Origin of the sequence: Streptomyces orinoci (genome assembly GCF_003121295.1) — a bacterium.
Classification (GTDB): Bacteria; Actinomycetota; Actinomycetes; order Streptomycetales; family Streptomycetaceae; genus Streptomyces; species Streptomyces orinoci.
This window is the reverse complement of the sequence record NZ_PHNC01000018.1, coordinates 36,943-54,053: the sequence shown is the minus strand read 5'-3', so window position 1 is coordinate 54,053 and position 17,111 is coordinate 36,943. Positions and strand designations below refer to the sequence as shown.

Annotated in this window: 14 protein-coding genes; 6 read left to right on the top strand and 8 right to left on the bottom strand. The window is 70.9% G+C overall.

What is annotated here, in order from left to right; genetic code table 11:
- The 4 genes from CV755_RS13495 to CV755_RS13480 all read right to left on the bottom strand — a co-directional run.
- Positions 1–829 (bottom strand): cytochrome P450 family protein (locus CV755_RS13495; RefSeq protein ID WP_109280471.1); only part of this gene is annotated, 829 nt, incomplete at its 3' end.
- Positions 830–884: 55 nt separating this feature from the next.
- Positions 885–2,096 carry a cytochrome P450 family protein gene (locus CV755_RS13490; protein WP_109280470.1) on the bottom strand — a complete coding sequence of 404 codons (1,212 nt, stop codon included), beginning with the start codon at positions 2,094–2,096 and terminating at the stop codon, positions 885–887.
- The gene (locus tag CV755_RS13485) at positions 2,093–5,185 is read right to left on the bottom strand and encodes an amino acid adenylation domain-containing protein (RefSeq protein WP_241561189.1); all 3,093 of its coding nucleotides are present in this window, start codon (positions 5,183–5,185) and stop codon (positions 2,093–2,095) included. Before CV755_RS13485 ends, CV755_RS13490 begins: the two co-directional genes overlap by 4 nt.
- A gap of 116 nt (positions 5,186–5,301) precedes the next feature.
- The gene (locus CV755_RS13480) at positions 5,302–5,769 is read right to left on the bottom strand and encodes a pyridoxamine 5'-phosphate oxidase family protein (protein ID WP_241561188.1); all 468 of its coding nucleotides are present in this window, start codon (positions 5,767–5,769) and stop codon (positions 5,302–5,304) included.
- A 504-nt stretch (positions 5,770–6,273) separates the two neighbouring features.
- Here CV755_RS13480 and CV755_RS13475 point away from each other — a divergent pair.
- The 4 genes from CV755_RS13475 to CV755_RS13460 all read left to right on the top strand — a co-directional run bounded on the left by CV755_RS13475 (position 6,274) and on the right by CV755_RS13460 (position 10,224).
- Entirely contained in the window at positions 6,274–6,654 is a 381-nt protein-coding gene (locus CV755_RS13475) for a peptidoglycan-binding domain-containing protein (protein ID WP_109280467.1), read from the top strand.
- Between the two features lie 243 nt (positions 6,655–6,897).
- Positions 6,898–7,665, top strand: coding sequence for a hypothetical protein (locus tag CV755_RS13470; RefSeq protein ID WP_109280466.1), 768 nt, complete (start codon positions 6,898–6,900; stop codon positions 7,663–7,665).
- Positions 7,666–7,793: 128 nt separating this feature from the next.
- Complete coding sequence (locus CV755_RS13465) at positions 7,794–8,900, top strand: NAD(P)H-dependent flavin oxidoreductase (protein WP_109280465.1); 1,107 nt, start codon at positions 7,794–7,796, stop codon at positions 8,898–8,900.
- Positions 8,901–9,045: 145 nt separating this feature from the next.
- The gene (locus tag CV755_RS13460; protein ID WP_109280464.1) at positions 9,046–10,224 is read left to right on the top strand and encodes an NAD(P)-binding protein; all 1,179 of its coding nucleotides are present in this window, start codon (positions 9,046–9,048) and stop codon (positions 10,222–10,224) included.
- A 46-nt stretch (positions 10,225–10,270) separates the two neighbouring features.
- On the opposite strand, the gene CV755_RS13455 is transcribed toward CV755_RS13460, so the two are convergent.
- On the bottom strand, positions 10,271–12,679 hold the full coding sequence (locus tag CV755_RS13455; RefSeq protein ID WP_109280463.1) for a penicillin acylase family protein: 2,409 nt from the start codon (positions 12,677–12,679) through the stop codon (positions 10,271–10,273).
- A gap of 109 nt (positions 12,680–12,788) precedes the next feature.
- Positions 12,789–14,117 (bottom strand): phenylacetate--CoA ligase PaaK, encoded by a 1,329-nt coding sequence (gene paaK / locus CV755_RS13450; RefSeq protein WP_109280462.1) that lies wholly within the window; start codon positions 14,115–14,117, stop codon positions 12,789–12,791.
- Between the two features lie 296 nt (positions 14,118–14,413).
- On the opposite strand from paaK, the gene tpx reads away from it, so the two are divergent.
- Positions 14,414–14,914 carry a thiol peroxidase gene (gene tpx / locus CV755_RS13445; protein ID WP_109280461.1) on the top strand — a complete coding sequence of 167 codons (501 nt, stop codon included), beginning with the start codon at positions 14,414–14,416 and terminating at the stop codon, positions 14,912–14,914.
- A 122-nt stretch (positions 14,915–15,036) separates the two neighbouring features.
- Here tpx and CV755_RS13440 read toward each other — a convergent pair whose 3' ends face one another.
- Complete coding sequence (locus CV755_RS13440; protein WP_109280460.1) at positions 15,037–15,657, bottom strand: DUF7691 family protein; 621 nt, start codon at positions 15,655–15,657, stop codon at positions 15,037–15,039.
- Positions 15,658–15,898: 241 nt separating this feature from the next.
- On the opposite strand from CV755_RS13440, the gene CV755_RS13435 reads away from it, so the two are divergent.
- Positions 15,899–16,309 carry a peptidase inhibitor family I36 protein gene (locus CV755_RS13435; protein ID WP_109280459.1) on the top strand — a complete coding sequence of 137 codons (411 nt, stop codon included), beginning with the start codon at positions 15,899–15,901 and terminating at the stop codon, positions 16,307–16,309.
- 75 nt (positions 16,310–16,384) lie between these two features.
- Here CV755_RS13435 and CV755_RS13430 read toward each other — a convergent pair whose 3' ends face one another.
- On the bottom strand, positions 16,385–16,984 hold the full coding sequence (locus CV755_RS13430) for a TetR/AcrR family transcriptional regulator (protein ID WP_109280458.1): 600 nt from the start codon (positions 16,982–16,984) through the stop codon (positions 16,385–16,387).
- Positions 16,985–17,111 lie beyond the last annotated feature (127 nt).

The following is a 17,111-nucleotide window of genomic DNA, read 5'->3' as shown; positions in this document are numbered from 1 at the left end:
TGGTCTCCGGCCTGGCCCGCACCGAGTCCATCGCCTCCGGGTGCTGGAGGAGGTTGAGCGCCGCGACACCCAGGAAGCTGGCGAAGTCCTCGTAGCCGCTGACGAACAGCACGGCGCAAATGTTGGACAACTGCTCGTCGGTCAGGCCTTGTTGCCGTTCGTTGAGGTCGGCGAGGCGGTCGATGAGGCCACGGGGCTCGCCGGGACGGCGGGTGGTCATATGCCGGTGCATATAGACCCGGATCTCCTCCCAGTTGCGGGCGAGCTCCTCATTGGTGGGGGTCACCATGGTCAGGTCGAGGTCCGCCCGTACCGCGAGCCATTCGCGGTCCTCGAAGGGCAGCCCCAGGACCCGGCACATGCACTGGGCGGCCACCCATTCCGCGAAATGATGCTGGAGATCCCCGGGGCTGCCCTGCCGGACCATGGCCTCCAGGCCCTCCCGGGTGATCCCGGCGACCCAGTCGGCGGGAAGCGCGGGCTGGTTGCGGCCCAGGGCCTTGAGGACCTCATCGCGCAGCCCGGCCCCCTGGAGGTAATTCATGGCGTCCAGCAGTTCGGGGGCCAGGATCGGGGCGTCCTGGCCGGGCGCCTCGGGGTCGCCCAGGACGGACCGGGCGAACTTCCGCTCCCGCAGCACATGCTGGGCCAGCTCATAGCCGGTGACCAGCCAGGCCTCGCCGCCTGAGTTGGTGCTCACCCGCGCCACCGGGCAGCGGCGCTGCAACTCGCCGAGTTCGGGGGCGAGGCGGTCGCCCTGGGTGCTGAAGGGGTAGTGCGGCAGTTGTTCCTCGTGCGCCGGGAGTTGTTCCTCGTGGGGTGCGGTCACCTTGGGGCCTCTCTTGTCCGGTCCGGGGCGGTAAGGGGTCGTCGGGGGAGGCGTGTCACCAGCGCACCGGCAGCCTGGCGGGGGCCCGCAGCGGTGTGGACTCGTCCCAGGGGATGGCGTCCGCGGGCACCGCCAGCTCGATGCCGGGCAGCCGCTCCAGCAACACCTCGATGACAATGCCCAGTTGCAGCCTGGTGAGATGCCCGCCGGTGCAGGAGTGCGGGCCGTGCCCGAAGGCGATATGTGGGTTGGGGGTGCGGGTCAGGTCCAGGCGGTCGGGGTCGGTGAACGTGGCGGGATCGCGATTGGCGGAGGCCGGTACCGGGATGACCGCGTCCCCGGCCCGGATCCGCTGCCCGTGCAGGGTGAAGTCCTCCTGGGCCACCAGGATGTTGATGGCGTTCATCAGCGGGACATAGCGCAGCAGCTCCTCCACCGCGCTGCCCATCCGCTCCGGCGCCGCCCGCAGTTCGCTCAGCTGCCCGGGATGGGTGAGCAGGGTGAACAGCGCGTTCCCGGTGTGCTGGACATTGGTCTGGTAGCCAGCCATCAGCATGGTGACCACAAAGCTGACCACATCGTCCCGGGTCAGCTCGCTGCCCGGACGGCGGCTCTCCGCCAGCAGCAGGTGGATACAGTCCTCGCCCTCGCCCTCCTTCTCCTTGCGGGAGATGAGTGCGTCGCCGTAGTCCTGCAGCGCGTAGAGGGCCGCCAGCACCTCGTCCATGGACAGTCCGGCGGCGCCGAGCAGGGTGAGGGTATGCGGCAGATAGATGTCGCGGTCCTCGTGCGGCAGTCCGGTCGTCTCGCACAGCACCCGCAGCGGGAGCGGTTCCACATAGGCGCCGATCAGATCGGCGGTGCCATCGGCGGCGGACGCCACCATGGCGTCGAGCAGTTCCCCGGCCATGGCCCGGATCCTGGGCGCCATGAACTCCAGCCGGCGCCGGCCGAAGAGCGGCAGTACGGTGCGCCGTACCCGCTCATGGTGCGCTCCGGTCATCTCCAGGAAGGTGGGCAGGCAGGGCGGGGGAGCGTCGGGGCCCTCGCGCGGCGGCCAGGCGGAGAGCAGCGGCCGGACAAGGCGCGGATCGGCGAAGGCGGCGCGTGCGTCCTCGTAGCGGCTGAGCAGCCAGCCCGTCTCGCCATTGGGCAACTTGGCCTTGACCACCGGCTGTTCGGCGCGCAGCCGGGCATAGCCGCAGGGCGGCCCGGCGGTGCCGGGTTCGGCGGCCGGGACCGGGACGAGTTCCTCGGGGGCGGTCATGCGCGGTGCTCCGTTCCGGGAGGGGACGGCTGTCCGGTGGGCCGGGGGAGGTAGCCGGAGGTGAAGAAGAACTCCAAGTAGCGGTCCAGCAGGGCGGAATCGACCGGTGGGCAGTGCAGTCCGCTGTCCGCCAGTGCCTCCTCGGCGTTGCGCCGGCCCAGGACCGGGAAGACGCCCTTGAGGTACATCTCCTTGACCGAGATATCGGCCTTGCGGCTGCGGTCCACACACAGTGAGACAAAGGGGGCGGTGGCGCTGGTGGGGTTTCGGGCCACATGGCGGACCAGTTCGCCCACCCACCGGTCGTAGGGCAGCGTCCGGATGGTGAAGCCCGCCGCGCGCATCCGGTCCAGGACGTCCGAGAGCATGGCCGGGCGCGGGTTGGTGAGGTGGTACACCCGCCCGTCGGCCGGCCGCCGGGTGGCGATATGGACCACGGACTCGGCGAGGTGGTCCACCGGGACAAAGTCCATCGGCAGCTCGATATCGGGGGCCAGGCCCGTCTCGGCGACCGTCTTGAACAGCGAGCAGATGGCGGTCTCGGTGTTGCAGGCGCCGTTCACCCGGTCGCCCGTCACTTCGTACGGCCGGTGGACGGCCACCGGCAGCCCCTGGTCCGCCGCCCGCCGCAGCAGCTCTTCGGCGACCCATTTGCTCTCCGCGTAGCCCATGGTGAGGCCGTCGGCGTGGGCCAGTGGAGTGTCCTCGTCCACCTTGTCCACCCCGGCCGTGCCAAAGCCGGCCACCACGGCGACGGTGGAGATGAAGTGGACGGGTATCCGGCGGGGCGCCGCCAGCTGGACGACCGTCCGGGTGCCCTCCACATTGGGCGCGCGCAACTCCTCATACGGATAGAGGAAGTTGACCCGGGCGGCGTTGTGCACTATCAGGTCGAGGCCGCCAAAGAGTTCGGCGGCGTGAGCCTGGGAGAGCCCCAGGCCGGGTTCGGTCAGGTCGGCGGGAAAGCACTCCACCCGCCGCCAGTCGGCCTCGTCCAGGCGCAGACCGTAGCGGGCCAGGGTGTTGCGCACTCGCCGGGTGGCGTGCTCGGTGCCGGAGGCCCGTACGGGGCAGTGGACGCGGGCGGAGGTCATCCGCAGCAGCCGGTCCAGCAGGAAGGCGCCGACAAAGCCCGAGGCGCCGGTGAGCAGGACATTCCGGGGATCCTCCGGGCGCGGGGCCGGGCCCTGGGCGGGCGGCAGCGTAAAGCCGAGGTCGCTCTCGCGCTCGAAGTCGATGGGCGGTGCCGCCCGCGTCAATCCGGCGGCCCCGCCCCGCAGTCCGGCGACGGCCGCGCCGAAGCCCTCCAGGGTGCGCGCGGCCAGCAGGGCCCTGATCAGGGTGGAGCCCAGGGCGGCATCGAGGTTCAGCACCGCCAGGGTGCGGGTGACGGTTTCGGAGGCGAGCAGTGAGTCACCGCCGAGCAGGAAGAAGTCGTCCTGGGGGAGGGGGCGTACCCGGAGCACCTGGTGCCACACCTCGGCGAGGACCTCGAGCAGCCCCCCGGCTCCGAGGCCCGCTGCTCCGGGCTCCACGGCCCCGCGCTCCGGGGCCCCGGCGTTCCGGGGTTGCGGCGCGAGGGCCTTCAGCCGGGTACGGTCCACCTTGCCGCCATTGGTCACCGGCAGCCGGTCCATGGCCACCAGCGCCGGGACCACCTGGGACGGCAGCCACTCGGCACAGTGGGCGCGGATGCCGGACACCGGCAGCGGGCGGCCGGGCCGGGCGGCGGTGACATAGGCGGTCAGAGCGCCCGCCTCCAGCTCCACCACGGCCTCGCCGACCTCGGGATGAGCGCGCAACCGGGCCTCGATCTCGTCCAGTTCGACACGTACCCCGCGCAGTTTCACCTGGCGGTCCAGCCGTCCCCGGTACTCCAGCAGTCCATCGGCGCGCCGGACGGCCCGGTCACCGGTCCGGTACAGCGGCCCGCCCGGCTCGACGGCCGGCAGGCTGCGGAACCGCTCGGCGGTCAGCCGGGGATCGCCGGGGTAGCCCAGGGCCAGGCCATCCCCGCCGAGATACAGCTCCCCCTCCTCGCCGGGTGCGGCGGGCGAACCGTCGGGGCGCAGCACATGACAGACGGTGGCGCCGAAGGGACGGCCGATGGGGACACCGGCGCCCTCGGTGGGCAGGGCGCGGGGGAGCACATACGCGGTGGCGACGACCGAACACTCGGTGGGCCCATAGAAGTTGACCACGGTGGTGCCGGGGCAGGCGGCCAGCACCTCATTGGCCAGGCGCGGGTCCATCGCCTCCCCGCCGGCGGAGACAAACCGCAGCCCGGCCAGGGCCTGCGGGCGGGTACGGGCGACCAGGTGGAAGACGCTGGTGGTGAGATAGGCGACGGTCACGCCCCGGGTGCGGAACAGCTCCTCCAGCGCCACGGCCGAGAGCAGTTCCGCGCGGTCCGCCAGGACCAGGCAGGCGCCGGTGAGCAGTGCGCCCCAGATCTCTATGGTGGAGGCATCGGAGGACAGGCCATAGGCGTGCAGCACTCCATCGCCCGGTCCGGGCGGGGGCAGTTGACGGTCGGAGAGCACCAGGCGGACCACCCCGCGGTGGGGTATCGCCACCGGTTTGGGGCGGCCGGACGAGCCGGAGGTGAACGCCACATAGGCGCAGTCGGCAGCCGAAGTGGCGGCAGAGGCAAAGGACTTGGGGGCGTCGTCAAGGACGTCGCCGAAGTCCACACAGATGGGCAGTCCGCGCACCGGGCCCGCACTGCCCGGCAGCAGGACGGCCGCGCGCAGCCCGGTGTCCTCGGCCATGGCCCGCAGCCGGGCCGGCGGCAGGTCCTCGTCCAGCGGGACATAGGCACAGCCCGCCTTGAGGATGCCGAGCAGGGCGATCAGCGCCTCCAGGGAACGGATGCCGCAGACGCCCACCGGGGTGCCGGGCTCCACACCGCGGTCGAGCAGATGCGCCGCCAGCGCGCTGGAGCGGGCGCTGAGCTGCCCATAGGTCAGGGTGCGTTCGCCGTGCCGGGCGGCGAGGGCCTGCGGACGGGCCGCTGCCCGCTCCTCGAAGAGCTCGGGAAGGCACCGGTCGCGCGGGTACTCGCGCGGGCCGCCGGCACCGGCCGGCACGGGGCTGGCACAGGATAACGGGCGCCGGGAAACATCGATGTCTGTCATGAATACCTGTTCACTCGGGGTGCGGGGGGTGTCATGACTGCTCTGCGGGTGATGTGCCGGTGGGCGGCTCAGCCGTCCGTGCGGAACTGCCCGTCCCCGGCGAAGTCGGCGGCGAATGCGGCGAAGTTGGCGGTGCGCCAGTGCTGGGGGCGCATATGGACGGTGATGTCGTCCTTGAGCTGGTCCGCCGTCGCCGCCAGGTAGGCGCGGGCTTCCTCGGGGTCCAGATAGCGGTGGGCCATGGACTCGCGCAGGGCGGGGTCCACCGGGTCGGTGACCGAGGTGATGGGGCCCTCCACGCTGACATAGCGGTACGGCCGGTTCTCGTCCTGGGCACAGAGGCTGAACCGGCCCGCCGCACCGAGGAGTCGGGCCTTGACCGTCTCCCGGCCGGTCTGCACCACGACCTCCCCTCCGGGCTCGTAGTGGTACCAGACCGGGACCAGCAGCGGGGCACGGTCACCGCGTGAGTCGGTGACGCCCAGCACTCCGATGCGGGGCTCGGCAAGAAAGCGTTCACGTTCGTGATGCGGCATGGCGGGCAGCATGGGGCAGCTCCGGTGTCTCGGTGGCTCTTGGTCCGCAAACAAACCCTTTTACGGGTACTTAACGCCAACAGTCGCACTATGGCGGGTTGTTCAGTCGTTGAGACTGGACGTTCCCCCTCCATGTGTCAACCACTCGTATGGTTCCCGGCCACTCAACCGGACCGGGTTTCGGCGGGGTTGGCGGAAAACGGGGCGCTGTTGCGCCACGCTCCGGGTTCCGATGGATAAGGCCAGGTCAGCGGCGCGGGAGTCGGCATGGAGCTGATCATTCCCAGCGCGGGCGGAAGCGAGGCCGATTCGGCGGCAGTTGGCGGGAACTGAGCGCCGGCCGGAACGGCGCAGGGGGGGGCGAGTCAGGCGGCGGTGACCCGACCAGAGCTCATCCGCTGATGCGCAGGTTTACCCGCCGCCTGCCGCGGCCGGTTGACGACAGCCGGGGCGCCGGGGCGCAGTATCGGAGGCCGAAGACTTTGTCGATCTCCGGGAGTCGGGATGTTCCGCAGAATCGCCGTGGCGGGCGCCGCCGCGCTGCTGTCCACCATTGGGGCCGTCGGGGCGGCCCATGCCGCGCCCGCCGGGCACCCGTACAAATGTGATTGGCTCAGCAACGAACCCGAGATCTCCCTGGGTGATGGCAACGGCCCCAACGCCAACGATCAGGTCACCTGGGCGGTCAAGGCGGCGCAGTGTGAGCTCGACAGCGTCATGGACCGGCATGTCGCCGTCGATGGCTGGTTTGGCACCGGCACCAAGAATGCGGTGATCGCCTTCCAGCGGTACTGCGCCAAGCTCCCGGCGGACGGCATCGTAGGACCCAACACCTGGAACAAGCTGGACACTTGGTGGCAGAACGGCTGGGACTGTCACCACTGATCCGGCGCGCGGCATGCCGTTGGACACGGGGCGCGCACTGACTCCGGGTGCGCGGCCCCCGCCTTACCGCACAGGCCCTACTGTGGCGGAGGGCGGGGCAACCGGACCCGCACGCACTGGGGGTGGATGGTGTTCTGGTGCCGGGATTCCGCATCACGGCTTCCGCACGCCATGACGTGCTGTGTCCTGCTGACGGCCTCATTGGCCCTTGCGTCGCCTCCGTCGCCTGCGGGAGCCGCGGCCATGCCCCGCGAAGGAACGCCGAGCGGCCCACGGCTGGAACTCGACGACGACAGACCGTACGAAGTGGGGGAGAGCGTCGGCGCGGTGGTCGAGGGAATGACCGGGCCGTGGGATGACGTGGTGGTCACTTCCCCCGCCCTGATCCACCCCTTGCATCTGCACCCGCGCGAGAAGGGCGCCTCCCGCTCCGAAGACCCTCTCGGACCCGGGATGAGGGTCAGCATACGCAGCGGCATCTCACCGGGGAGTTACCCGGTCGCCGCGTCGCTCAACGGGCGGACCGTGGCGACCGCGAGGCTGAAGGTCGTACCCCAAGGGCCCGCCCGGATAGGGCGGTTCGTCGTCGAGACCAAGGACGGCAAGAAGGCCCGCCCCGGCGAGACGGTGCTGGTCGTTCTCTCGGACGCCCATGCCGCACCGGACGAGGACGCGGTGATCGTCAGCTCCCGTGCCCTGGGAGGCTCACACCGCATCAGGGACGACGGTACGGACGACCCGGCTTGCAAATGCGACGACGGCGCCACGGTCTATGCCGGACGGATCACCGTACCCAGGGGCACGGGTTCGGGAACGTATGAAGTCACGGCCTTCAGCCACCACGGCCGGAAGACAACGGTCACCGGTCTCGCGGTGCGGGGCGATGAGAAGGGCCCCGCCCCCTGGGAGCCCTGGGTCTTCGCCACGGGTGCGGGCACGGCGGTGGTGGCGGCGGGCGCATGGCTCGCCATGTCGCGGCGACGGCGCGGCGCGGGGGCGGGGCCCGGGTGACGCCCCCGGGGCCAGGCTCCGGCGCGCACCGGAGCCAGGTCAACCGGCCACCCTGCAAGGCTCGTTCGCCACCCGGCACGCGACCACATACCTTCCCTCCTCCGCCCCCCTGCGTCATCCTGCCGCCCATGCGAACCTCCCTGAGCGAGCAACTGGGCATAGAGCATGCCGTGTTCGGGTTCACTCCCTTCCCCGCTGTGGCCGCCGCCATCTCGCGGGCGGGCGGGTTCGGGGTGCTGGGGGCGGTGCGGTATCGCGCGCCCGGGCGGCTGGCGCGGGATCTGGAGTGGATGCAGGGCCACACCGGGGGGATGCCCTACGGGGTGGATGTGGTGATGCCGGCGCGCCGGGCCGAGGCGGCCACCGAGGATGAGGTGGAGGCGCTGATCCCGGCGGCACACCGGCGGTTCGTGAGGGAGACCCTGGCCCGTTACGGGGTGCCCGAACTGCCCGAGGGGGACCGGGGCTCCTGGCGGATCACCGGGTGGCTGGAGGAGGTCGCCCGGGCCCAGCTGGACGTGGTCTTCGACCATCCGGTCCGGCTGGTCGCCAATGCGCTCGGCTCCCCGCCCGCGGATGTCATCGAACGGGCGCACACGCATGGGGCGTTGGTCGCGGCCCTGGCGGGCAGCGCACGGCATGCGCGGCGGCATGCCGAGGCCGGGTGCGACCTGGTGGTGGCCCAGGGCTATGAGGCCGGCGGGCACACCGGGGAGATTGCCACCATGGTGCTCACCCCGGAGATCGTCCAGGCCGTGGCCCCGGTGCCGGTGCTGGCCGCCGGTGGCATCGGCAGCGGGGAACAGATCGCCGCCGGGCTGGCGCTGGGCGCCGAGGGCGTCTGGCTGGGTTCGATCTGGCTCACCACCGAGGAGGCGGGCCTGCGTTCGGCCGCCCTCACCGCCAAACTGCTGGCCGCCGGATCCGGGGACACCGTGCGTTCCCGCGCCCTGACCGGCAAGCCGGCCCGCCAGCTGCGCACCGCCTGGACCGATGCCTGGGACGACCCGGCGAGCCCGGGCCCGCTGCCGATGCCGCTGCAGGGGCTGCTGGTCGCCGAGGCGCTCTCGCGTATCCAGCGGTATGAGGTGACCGAGCTGCTGGGCACCCCGGTCGGGCAGATCGTGGGCCGGATGGACTCGGTACGCAGCGTAGCGGCGGTCTTCGACGAGCTGACGGCGGGCTTTGAGCGGGCGGTGCGACGGATCAACCGCATGGTGGAGCGGGGCTGTTGAGCGGCCGCATTGCGGACTGGACCGGGTTTCCGCGCTCCGATGAGGGGTGCGGCAGCGGAAACCCGGCCCGGTCGGGGGTGGATGTCACAGACCGGGGTCCTGGGCGCGTCGTTATGGGCAGAGACGGGCGAGAGGAGAGGTAGCAATGCCTGACCGGATCACGGTGATCGGCGGGGGGATCGCGGGCCTGGTGGCGGCCGTGGCCTGTGCCGAAGAGGGCGTCCAGGTCACCCTGTATGAGGCGCACCGCACCCTGGGCGGCCGGGGCAGGGCCACCGCGGGGCCCTATATGGCCCATGAGGGGGCCCATGTCTTCTATGCGGACGGCCCCTGGTGGAGCTGGCTGGAGGAACGCGGGCTGACCGGGCGGCTGGGTCTGCCCGGGCCCCGGGACTTCTCCTATGGAGTGCTGCGCGAGGGGCGGCTCGGCCATCGGGTGCCCGCCGGATTTCTCCGGATGATGCTGCCGGGCCGGCCCAGGACCGCCCCGGTGGAGGAGGACTTCCACGGCTGGGCGGCGCGACGTTATGGGGAGACGGCCGCACGCGCGGCGGCCAACGCCCTTGGCGTGGTGACCTATGAGGCCAACACGGGGCGGCTGTCCGCGGCCTTCGCCTGGGGCCTGTTCCGCCGCATCTACACCACCAGGCCGCCCGCGGTGCGCTGGGTCACCGGCGGCTGGCAGACGGTCCTCAACCGGCTGGAGGGGCGGGCCCGCGCCCTGGGCGTACGCATCGAGACCGGTGCCCGGATCGGCGGTCCGGCCGAGCTGCCCGGCCGTCCGGTCATTGTGGCCACCGAACTGGCCTCGGCCCGGGCGTTGCTGGGGGATGACTCACTGCGCTGGGAATCCGGGCACTGTGTGATGCTGGACCTGGCCGTCAGGCGGAGCCGCCGGGACCGGTTCATCGCCATCGACCTGGACGCGGGCGGCTTCCATGAGGCATACACCCCCCAGGACCCGGCCACCGCCCCGCCCGGTGAGTCGCTGTTCCAGCTCACCATGCCGGTCCGGGAGGGGGAGTCCACCGCCTACGCGCGCCAACGGCTGGAAGCGCTAGCCGACTTGACCGTACCCGGCCACCGGGAGCGGACCACCTGGCGGCGCTGGGGGACCGCCCGCGGGCGTACCGGGGCGCTGGACCTGCCCGGTTTCACCTGGCGCGATCGGCCGGCGGTGGCCCGTGGCGACGGGGTCTTCCTGGCCGGGGACATGGTGGCGGCCCCCGGGATGCGCGGCGAGATCGCCATCCTCAGCGCGGTCAAGGCCGCGCGGATGGCCGTCGCCGAGGTACGGACCCGCGGGGCGGTGCCGCTGGGCTGAGGTGACGGCGCGCCGGGCCGTCAACGGGCCCGGCACGCCGCCCTGTTCAGCGTTCGGTGACCCGCTCCACCTTCAGCTGTGGAGAGGCCAGGATGTCCTTCTCACAGAAGCGGGCGGTCACCATCCGGCCCCGGGAGAACAGCTCGGTCTGGTCGCTGTAGTGCGCTGAGCGCGGGTTGGAGGACTGCGAATAGGTCAGCAGGGTACGGGCAGTGGGGCAGGAGCCGCCGTTGAAGCCTACGGCCTGGATATAGCTGGAGCCCGTCTCCACCTCGCTGTAGCCACCCTGGGCCGGTGTCCAGTTGGCGGAGATCACATTCCAGATGCCCAGTGCGTGTGCGCCGCCCGGAACCGGGATGCGCTTGCCATGGCGCACCACGAACTGGTGCTCACCCAGCGGTGCGTCCAGGGCGATGCCCGCGCCGCGCAGCTCGGACACCGCGTCCGCCAGCGCCCTTGAGAAGCGGCTGGTGCCGGTGTCCAGCGAGCGCGGGGTGGTGAGGGGAGAGGAGGCGGAGAAGGGCACCCGCCACTTGGGGTCGCCCAGGTGGCGCCAGAAGCGGCCGAAGAGCAGGGCGCCCTTGCTGCCGGTGTTGACCGTACGGTCCCAGCGGGCGATGACCGCGCAGGCGGCGGCGACATCAACTGCCTTGCCGTCGCTGCCTGTTGCCCTGCCGCCCGGCAGCTTGGCGCAGGCCCTGGCGGTGTCCTCGGCGGCCAGCGCACCGGCGGGAGCCCGGTCGGTGAACTGCTGCCGCTGAAGGTCGGCCACGGTCAGGCCGCCGCGCCCGGCCATCGCGGAGACATCCTCCAGGGCGCCCCTGGTGCGCAGGCTGCGCGGGGTGGCGGTGTCCCCGAAGATCCGGGGGTAACCGGTCAGCGGACGGTCGGCGTTGGCCAGCCAGGGGCTGTCATTGGAGTTCTCGGCGTAGGGGGCGTCCCGCAGGGTCGGCATGGCGGAGGGGCCGAAGATCCCCGGCTGGAGGGCATCGGCGTCCCGGCCGGGCAGGCAGTCCGAGCGTGAACCGTCCAGCACCGCCAGGCCCGCGGCCGGATAGGTGGTGCGGCCCAGCGCGGTGGAGCAGCGCCCCGCCAGCTCATCGGTGATCCGGGGCAGCACCTGGGACTGGGTGTAGAGGCTGTGCCCTTCGGCGTCGGCCGCGATGGTGTTCACCCAGGGGGTGCCCTGGGCGCGGTGCAGCGCCCGCAGGATGCCCTCGGTGTCCCGGGCCTTGGCCAGGCCCAGCTCGGAGTCCAGGAAGCGCAGCTGGGCGGCGTTGGGGTCGTTCACCACATACACCGAGTTCTTGGTCCACGGCAGGGGGAGGCCCCGGTCCAGGCCGCTGACCACCGGGCCGTAGCGGCTCCACCACAGGGAACGGGTCACCTTGGTGAGGTGCCCGTCCTTGCCCCGTACCGGCAGGGTGACCCTGCGCTCGGTCATCCGCTCGGGTCTGCCGTCCACCAGGTAGGAACGGGGGTCGCCCGGCGCGGCCTTGAGCTCATAGAGGTTCACCGGGACGCCGGTGGAGACGGTGTGGCTCCAGGCCACCCGGTCGTTGTAGCCCACCTCCACGGTGGGGGAGCCCAGCAGGGAGCCGCCGGCCACATTGAGCTCGCCGGGGATGGTCAGCTGGGACTGCCAGAAGCGGCGGCCGCCGTGCCAGGGATAGTGCGGATTGCCCAGCAGCAGCCCGCGCCGGTTGGCGGTGACCGTGCCGGAGAAAGCCACCGCGTTGGAGCCCAGGTCGGCACCGTCCCGGGCGAAGAAGGCACGGGCGGCGGCCCCCGGATCGGCGGAGGCGGCGGGACGGACGGCCGACGCCCCCGGCGGGCGGGCGCCGGTGATCTGGTCCACCAGCCGGCCCTGGCCGCCCAGGGTCACCACCGAGTAGCCCAGCCGCGCCACATCGATGGCGGTGACCGGGCGCACCCAGGCCGCACCCCGACAGGCCGGATCGTTGATGCGGTGCGTTCTCAGCCAGGCGTTGTAGCCCGCCGCCCAGCCATGGATCAGCTCCTTGGCCTGCCGGCTGGGACCGGCCGGGGCCGGCTGGGCCAGCAGCCGCTCCACCGTCCGGGCCTCATTGACGCTCCGGAAGAACAGGTCACTGGAGAGATTGGTGCCGGCGCTGGACAGCGAGCCGTCCGGAGCGCCATCGGGACCGAACCAGCGCGAGCGCTCCCCGCGCAGGGTGACAAATCCATCGGCCAGGACGCACGCCTGGTCCGCGGCCTGCGCCCAGCCATTGCCGAAGCCCAGCCCGGCGTAGTCCTTGGCGGTGATATGCGGAATTCCGTATTCGGTATAGCGGATCACGGCCGACAGCCCGCTGCTGGAGGGGCGGTCGGTACGGCCGGTGGCGGCGGTGGCGGTGGCCGGCAGGGCGGTGGCGCCGCTGAGCAGCGCCAGACCGCCGATGACCACGGCACGTAACCGGTTGCGTAAGCGCACGGTGACTCCCAACTTCGGTTGCGTGGAAGCGGAGTTGCGTGGAGAAGGACTTCATCGGGCGGGTGCGGGTTGCCAGGAGTCGCGCTGATTCCTCAAGTGCTCTCTGGCCTCACCCGCTTGTCGCTTTTCCCTCGCCCTTCTCCCGTTCATCGACGATGCGCTTGATTTTGCCCACCGAGCGCTCCAGCGTCCCCGGTTCCACCAGCTCGACCGAAACCGATACCCCGATACCGTCCTTGATCCGGCGGGCGATCTCCCCCGGGGCGGCGGCGCGCTGCTCCGCCGTGGCGCCGGGGCGTGTCTCGGCGCGTACGGTCAGCCGGTCCAGCCTGTCCCGGCGGGTCAGCCGCAACTGGAAGTGCGGTGAAACGCCCGGTACTTGGAGCACGATCTCCTCGACCTGCCCCGGGAAGAGATTGACTCCGCGCAGGATGACCATGTCGTCACTGCGTCCGGTGATCCTCTCCATCCGGCGGAAGGAGGCGGCGGTGCCGGGCAGCAGCCGGGTGAGATCGCGGGTGCGGTAGCGGATGACGGGCATGCCCTCCCGGGTGAGCGTGGTGAGCACCAATTCGCCCGTAGTGCCGTCGGGTTGGGGTTCGCCGGTGACCGGGTCCACGATCTCGGGAAGGAAGTGGTCCTCGAAGAGGTGGAGCCCGTCCTTGGTGGTGGCGTACTCCTGGGCCACGCCGGGGCCCATCATCTCCGAGAGGCCGTAGATGTCCACCGCGTCGATGCCGAAGCGGTCCTCGATCTCGGCACGCATGGCCTCCGTCCAGGGCTCGGCGCCGAAGATCCCGGTGCGCAGGGAGGTGCCGCGCGGGTCGATGCCCTGCCGCTCGAACTCATCGAGCAGCGTGAGCATATAGGAGGGGGTCACCATGATGATCTCGGGCCGGAGGTCCCGGATCAGCCGTACCTGGCGGGAGGTCATGCCCCCGGAGGCGGGGATCACCGTACAGCCGAGCCGCTCGGCCCCGTAGTGCGCGCCCAGCCCGCCGGTGAACAGCCCATAGCCGTAGGCCACATGCACCGTGTCGCCCGGCCGCCCGCCCGCCGCCCGGATGGCCCGGGCCACCAGCCCGGCCCAGGTGTCCAGATCTCCCTGGGTGTAGCCGACCACGGTCGGCTCACCGGTTGTCCCGCTGGAGGCGTGGATTCGTCGGATCCGGTCTCTGGGTACCGCGAACATCCCGTAGGGGTAGTGGCGGCGCAGGTCATCCTTGGTGGTGAAGGGGAAGCGGGGGAGGTCGGTGAGGCTCCGGCAGTCCCGCGGGTGGACGCCTGCGGCGTCGAAGGCCTGGCGGTAGTGGGGTACATGGTCGTAGGCGTGCCGCAAGGTGGCGCGCAGACGGCGCAGTTGGAGCTCGGCCAGCTCCTGGGGGGACATCCGCTCGGCGGCGTCGGGCTTTGCGTTCTCCGCGCTCTCTGGCGCCATGGCTCACCACCGTTCTGCCTTGGGCCGGTGACCGACCGATCATTCGGTAGATCCTGCTGCGGTCAAGTAATCAGGGCCGGGAGCGGGCGTCAAGCCACTCATCGACGGTGAGGACCTCCGCCCACTGCGGGACCAGCCGCTCCGCAGAGGGTGTACAGCACCACGGCGCTGGTGGCGATGCCGGTGAGCACGAGGCGTCTCCTGGGGCAGGTTGTGGGCGGCAAAGAACAGGGTGGGGGTACGTCGGTAGGATCCCTGAGCAGTCCTCACGATTCCCGTTCCTCAGGAGACAACTCATGTCGAAGGTCAGCTTCAAGGGATCCCCGGTCACCATCGGCGGTACTTTCCCGGCTCAGGGCGACACCGCTCCGGCGTTTACGCTCGTTCGCAAGGACCTGTCGGATGCCTCGCTGGAGGACTTCGCGGGCAAGCGCAAGGTGCTGAACATCTTCCCCAGCGTTGACACCGGTGTCTGCGCGGCCTCGGTGCGCAAGTTCAATGAGCTGGCGGGGAAGCTGGAGAACACGGTGGTGCTGTGCGTCTCCGCGGACCTGCCGTTTGCGCAGGCGCGCTTCTGCGGGGCCGAGGGCCTGGACAGCGTGGTCACTCTGTCCACCATGCGGGGCCGTGAGTTCCTGGAGAACTACGGTGTGGCGATGGAGTCCGGCCCGCTGAGCGGCCTGGCCGCCCGGGCCATTGTGGTGCTGGACGCCGACAACAAGGTCGTCCACTCGCAGCTGGTGCCGGAGATCGCCCAGGAGCCGGACTACGACACGGCCGTGGCCGCCCTTCAGTAAGCGCGGCAAGCGCGGCAGGCGCACGCCGGTGGGCCCGGGCGAAACCGGGCCCACCGCACCGCCCGGGTGCCGCGGGATCCGGGCATGACGATCCTGCCAAGGGGCCGGCCTGCGCGGTGATTTCAGGAGCGGAAGCCGATGACGCCGAAGCCGGGCCGCGCCTCGGCGCGCGTCATCCAGCCGATGCACTGCATGACGCCCTCCACGACTTCCGGCTCCAGCGGAGGGGCCTGCCCCGACTCATCGACCGCGCGCTTGGTGGCCTCGAACTGCTCCAGCGCCTGGGCTATCCGATCGGGCGTCCACTCACCACAGCCCGGGGTGAAGCAGTGCGGCAGCGGAGCGGGAGGGTCGCCGAGGCTGAAGGCTTCCACGGACACGGCCGTGATGCCCAGGGCCTTCAGGCCCTGATCGACGACGGACAGCCAGTCGCCTCGGTGCGGGGTGAAGCAGTCGTTGGGCAGGAACAGGCCGGTGAGCGCGCACAGCCGCTTATAGGCGTAGCCGTACTGGAAGGCGTGTTCCCGCTGCTCGCTGAAGGGGCCGCCGTGGACCACCGCGCGCAGTGCCTCCTCCGCCGTGGGTGCGCCCTGCTCGATCGCGAGGCTGTGATAGTCGTCATCGCGGGCCAGATCATCCCCGAATTCGGTACATATCACCCGCAGCAACTCCTCATCGCCGGATCCGACCAGGGCGCGAGTGGCGGCGACGTCGAGCAGATAGACGCTCAGTGAAGAACTCATGGGACCGAACCTAAGACACGCCACTGACAGCCGGCCGACGGTCGGCAAGTCGGGACCGAACGGGCGTTCCTTGGGCAATGGCCAACTCTCTTCCCGTAGCCCCCGTAACTATGACCAGTGTGTTTTGAGCACCATCGAAGCCATTAGCGTCCCACTCAAGGCCAGTTCACCATAAAGGGGCGGACGGGGTGGCTGGTCAGCCTGGACCCTCCCCCCACTCGCGGAGCGAAAGGATCAACGCATGCCCGTGACACGCGCCCGTCTCTTCGGTGTTCTGGCCGCGCTGGCGCTGAGCAGCACGCTGCTCGGCGCGCAGCAGGCGGCCTCGGCTCCGGCGCACCCCGCCGGGCCCAGCGCCCAGGCCCTGCAACGAGCGGCCGAGCAGTGCGGCCGAAATGAGATCTGCTTCTGGCAGGACAACGACTACCAGGGAACTCCCTGGCGCTGGACCCCGACCAGCGGCTATCGGGACATGCCGCCGTATCTGCACGACAACGTCGGCTCGTTCTACGCCAATGCGGCCGGCTGCTTTATCGACTGGGACCCGCATGAGATGCGCAAGGTCGCCAGCGGGGACTACTCGGCCGCCTACAAGGCGGGCGGGAAGTTCGGCAGCCGGATCGACGCGGTGACCACCTATCAGAGCTGCTGAGCCGCGAAGGAGAGCCGGCAGACACTGGGCGTCCCTTGCCACCCCTCGGGGGGGTGGGGAGGGACGTTCGCCGTGTCAGGCCCGTGGTGACAGCTGGGCGAGCGCGCTGTGCAGGGTGCCGAGGAGTTCCTCGGCGGTGGCCCCGGCGCGGGAGCGGAGGTTGATGCCATAGGCGAGGAGGGCGAGGGTTTCGGCCGTGCCCTCGATGGGGTGGGTAGTGGCCAACTGGCCGAGCCGGACGGCGGTTTGCAGGGCGCTGCGCAGGGCATCGCGCAGCAGCCGGTGGTGTTCGTCCAGGAGGGCGCGGACCCCGGGATCGTTGTGCTGGGGGTCCACATGGGCGTTGACGAACATACAGCCCCAGCCGGAGTGTTCGCCGGTGCAGCGGATGTCTATGAGGGCGGTGAAGAAGTCGCGGATCGCGGGCAGGCCGCGCTGGTCCTCGGCGAGCCGGCGGAAGGCGGGCCGGGCGCGGTGGTCGAGGTAGCGGCGGAGGGCGGCCAGATAGAGGTCGTGTTTGCTGCCGAAGGTGGCATAGAGGCTGGAGCGGTTGAGGCCGGTGGCCGTGGTGACGGCCTGGACGGAGGACTCGGCGGAACCGGTGCCGTGCTTCCAGAAGAGGCGCTCGGCGCGCTCCAGCGCCGCATCGGGATCGAAGTGCTTGATGTCCGGCATGAGTTGGGTTCTCCAGTTCTTGGAACGATGAGTTCAAGATAACCCTTGACGGTGGACGGGACGCCAGGTGATCATCTTGGAACGGGCGTTCCAAGTAGGGGGGCCGGTGGACGAGAACAGGGGAAGC

Excerpts from the sequence above, each read along its gene's own strand:
- CV755_RS13480 (WP_241561188.1), bottom strand. The coding sequence starts at position 5,769 with ATGCCGCATCACGAACGTGAACGCTTTCTTGCCGAGCCCCGCATCGGA.
- CV755_RS13435 (WP_109280459.1), top strand. The coding sequence starts at position 15,899 with ATGCCCGTGACACGCGCCCGTCTCTTCGGTGTTCTGGCCGCGCTGGCG.
- CV755_RS13475 (WP_109280467.1), top strand. The coding sequence starts at position 6,274 with ATGTTCCGCAGAATCGCCGTGGCGGGCGCCGCCGCGCTGCTGTCCACC.
- CV755_RS13465 (WP_109280465.1), top strand. The coding sequence starts at position 7,794 with ATGCGAACCTCCCTGAGCGAGCAACTGGGCATAGAGCATGCCGTGTTC.
- paaK (WP_109280462.1), bottom strand. The coding sequence starts at position 14,117 with ATGGCGCCAGAGAGCGCGGAGAACGCAAAGCCCGACGCCGCCGAGCGG.
- CV755_RS13490 (WP_109280470.1), bottom strand. The coding sequence starts at position 2,096 with ATGACCGCCCCCGAGGAACTCGTCCCGGTCCCGGCCGCCGAACCCGGC.
- tpx (WP_109280461.1), top strand. The coding sequence starts at position 14,414 with ATGTCGAAGGTCAGCTTCAAGGGATCCCCGGTCACCATCGGCGGTACT.
- CV755_RS13430 (WP_109280458.1), bottom strand. The coding sequence starts at position 16,984 with ATGCCGGACATCAAGCACTTCGATCCCGATGCGGCGCTGGAGCGCGCC.
- CV755_RS13460 (WP_109280464.1), top strand. The coding sequence starts at position 9,046 with ATGCCTGACCGGATCACGGTGATCGGCGGGGGGATCGCGGGCCTGGTG.
- CV755_RS13440 (WP_109280460.1), bottom strand. The coding sequence starts at position 15,657 with ATGAGTTCTTCACTGAGCGTCTATCTGCTCGACGTCGCCGCCACTCGC.
- CV755_RS13470 (WP_109280466.1), top strand. The coding sequence starts at position 6,898 with ATGCCCCGCGAAGGAACGCCGAGCGGCCCACGGCTGGAACTCGACGAC.